The organism is Diaphorobacter ruginosibacter (genome assembly GCF_040396215.1).
Classification (GTDB): domain Bacteria; phylum Pseudomonadota; class Gammaproteobacteria; order Burkholderiales; family Burkholderiaceae_C; genus Diaphorobacter_A; species Diaphorobacter_A ruginosibacter_A.
The window spans coordinates 1-3,321 of the sequence record NZ_JBEBOW010000222.1 but is presented as its reverse complement, the minus strand read 5'-3'; the positions used below and the strand labels follow the sequence as shown (position 1 = coordinate 3,321).

Annotated in this window: 2 protein-coding genes; both read right to left on the bottom strand. The window is 62.9% G+C overall.

All coding sequences use genetic code 11. The features are described from left to right. A partial coding sequence (locus tag ABWP92_RS17005) for a biotin/lipoyl-containing protein (RefSeq protein WP_353236589.1) occupies positions 1 to 275 on the bottom strand: 275 nt, incomplete at its 3' end. Positions 276 to 328: 53 nt separating this feature from the next. Continuing rightward, positions 329 to 3,208: a 2-oxoglutarate dehydrogenase E1 component gene (locus ABWP92_RS17000; RefSeq protein WP_353236588.1), complete on the bottom strand. Its 2,880-nt coding sequence runs from the start codon at positions 3,206 to 3,208 to the stop codon at positions 329 to 331. Positions 3,209 to 3,321 lie beyond the last annotated feature (113 nt).

The window sequence follows — 3,321 nt, the reverse complement described above, 5'->3', positions numbered from 1 at the left end:
GCTGCGGCCACGGGAGCGGCGGCGCCTGCAACGGCCTCGGTGTCGATCTTGGCGATCACCTGCTCGGCCGTGACGGTGGCGCCGTCGCCTTGCAGGATTTCGGTCAGCACGCCAGCCGAAGGAGCCGGCACCTCGAGCACGACCTTGTCGGTTTCGATCTCGATGAGGATTTCATCCACCGCAACCGCCTCACCAGCCTTCTTCTTCCAGTTGAGCATGGTGGCTTCCGTGATGGATTCGGAGAGCTGCGGAACTTTGACGTCAACAATAGCCATTTTCTTTTCCAATTCGTGTTTTGTACTGATAGGTAATGAGCGGGTTTCCAGCCTTACTTGGTCAGGACAAAACCCTTGAGCTTGCCGAACGCGCCTTCAACCAGCGCCTTTTGCTGCTCCTGGTGCAGGTGCGAGTAGCCAACCGCGGGAGATGCGGAGGCCGCGCGGCCGGAATAGCCCAGCTTCTGGCCCTCGAGCATGTTCTCGTGGATGTTGTGCTGGATGAAGAACCAGGCGCCCTGGTTCTGCGGCTCGTCCTGGCACCACACGAGTTCGGTCGCGTTGCCGTACTTCTTGACTTCGGCGGCGAATGCCTTGTGCGGGAAGGGATAGAGCTGCTCGACACGGATGATCGCCACGTCGTCCAGCTTGTTCTCCTCGCGCTTTTTCACCAGGTCGTAGTACACCTTGCCCGAGCAGGCGACGATGCGCTTGACCTTGGCGGCGTTCTTGACGATGGCGTCATTCTGCTCCGGCAGCACCGTGTGGAACGAGCCCTTGGTGAATTCGGTGAGCGGCGAAGTGGCGTCCTTGTTGCGCAGCAGCGACTTGGGCGTCATGATCACCAGCGGCTTGCGCAGGTTGCGGATCTGCTGGCGGCGCAGCACGTGGAAGATCTGGCTGGCCGTCGTCGGCTGCACGACCTGCATGTTGGTGTCCGCCGCGAGCTGCATGAAACGCTCCAGGCGCGCCGAGCTGTGCTCGGGGCCCTGGCCTTCGTAGCCGTGCGGCAGCATCAGCGTCAGGCCGTTGATGCGGCCCCACTTCACTTCGCCCGATGCGATGAACTGGTCGATCACCACTTGCGCGCCATTGGCGAAGTCGCCGAACTGGGCTTCCCAGATCACCAGCGTGTTGGGGTCGTTGGATGCGTAGCCGTATTCGAACGCCAGCACCGCCTCTTCGGAGAGGATGGAGTCGATCACGGTGAACGGCGCCTGGTTGTCGGCCACGTTCTGCAGCGGAATGTAGGTGCCTTCGTTCCACTTCTCGCGCTTCTGGTCATGGATCACGGCGTGGCGGTGCGTGAACGTGCCGCGGCCGCAATCCTCGCCGGACAGGCGCACCGGATAGCCAGAGGCCACCAGGGATGCGAATGCCATGTGCTCGCCCATGCCCCAGTCGACGTTGATCTCGCCACGGCCCATGGCGGCGCGGTCGTCATAGACCTTCTTCACGAGAGCGTGGGGAGTGACGCCTTCGGGAATCGTGGTGATCCGCTCGGCCAGGCGCTTCCACTCCGTCAGCGGAATGGCGGTGTCGCCGGCGTCCGTCCATTTCTGGTTCAGGAACGGGCTCCAGTCCACGGCGTACTTGCTCTTGAAGTTGGTGAGCACCGGATCGACCGTGTGCTTGCCGTCGTCCAGCGCGGCGCGGTAGGCCTTGACCATGTCGTCGCCCAGCGTGTCGCCCAGGCCCTGGGCCGCCAGCTTGTCGGCATAGAGCCTGCGGGTGCCGGGGTGCGCGCCGATCTTCTTGTACATCAGCGGCTGGGTCAGCGCGGGAGTGTCCTGCTCGTTGTGGCCCAGCTTGCGGAAGCAGATGATGTCGACCACGACGTCCTTGTCGAACTCCATGCGGAATTCCAGGGCCAGCTGGGTCGCCAGGGCCACGGCCTCGGGATCGTCGCCGTTCACGTGCAGCACGGGCGACTCGATCATCTTGACGATGTCGGTGCAGTACAGCGTGGAACGCGTGTCGCGCGGATCGGATGTGGTGAAGCCGATCTGGTTGTTGATGATGATGTGCACCGTGCCGCCCGTGGAATACCCACGGGTCTGCGCCAGCGCCAGGGTTTCCTGGTTCACGCCCTGGCCCGCGAAGGCCGCGTCGCCGTGCACCAGCACCGGCAGGACCTGCTTGCCGCGCGGATCGGCGCGGCGGTCCATGCGCGAGCGCACCGAACCTTCGACCACCGGGTTCACGATTTCCAGGTGCGATGGGTTGAATGCCAGCGACAGGTGAACCGGGCCGCTGGCGGTGGTCACGTCGGAGCTGAAACCCTGGTGGTACTTCACGTCGCCGGAGGGCAGTTCCTCGGGCGCGGTGTGGTCGAACTCGGCGAACAGATCCTTGGGCATCTTGCCCAGCGTGTTCACCAGCACGTTCAGGCGGCCACGGTGGGCCATGCCGATCACGACTTCCTGGACGCCCTTCTGGCTGGCGGAGCTGATCAGCTCGTCCATGGAGGCGATGAACGACTCGCCGCCTTCCAGCGAGAAGCGTTTCTGGCCGACGTACTTGGTGTGCAGATAGCGCTCGAGGCCCTCGGCGGCGGTGAGGCGGTCGAGAATGCGCTTTTTCTTGGCGGCGTCGAAGCTCGGCTTGCTGCGGATCGACTCGAGCTTTTGCTGCCACCAGCGCTTCTGGTTCTGGTCGGTGGCATACATGTATTCGACACCGATCGTGCCGCAATACGTTTCGCGCAGAGCGTTGATCAGCTCGCGCAGGGTCATGGTTTCCTTGCCGAAGAACGTGTTGCTGGTGTTGAACACGGTTTCCTGGTCGGCATCGGTGAAGCCGTAGAACGCGGGCTCCAGCTCGGGAATTTCAGGGCGCTCGGTGCGCTTGAGCGGATCGAGATCGGCCCAGCGCTGGCCGACATTGCGGTAGGCGGCGATCAGTTGCTGGACGGCTGTGCGCTTGCGGCCCAGTTCCGAATCGGCGCCGGAGGCCACCACCACCTGGGTGCCGCCCTGCTTGGCACGTTCCGCGAACGCATTGATGACCGGCAGGTGGGGAACGTCCTTGGCATCGCTGCCATCCACCGCGGGCACATGTTGCAGCGCGTCGAAATATTCACGCCAGTTGTCTGGAACGCTGCCCGGATTCGCCAGATAGCTCTCATACATCTCTTCCACATAGGGCGCATTGCCGCCGAAGAGATACGTATTGCCTTGGTAGGCTTTGTATACGGATGTGGGTTCGCTCATTGTTCCGCTCACCTCTGCTTCCCTTGAGGAAGCTTTAGCTGGTTAGTAAACCTTCCGCGTCACGGCTGAACCGGTTGGCGGATGCGACTGTGGCAGGGGAAGGGCCTAAGTAC

Excerpts from the sequence above, each read along its gene's own strand:
- ABWP92_RS17000 (WP_353236588.1), bottom strand. The coding sequence starts at position 3,208 with ATGAGCGAACCCACATCCGTATACAAAGCCTACCAAGGCAATACGTAT.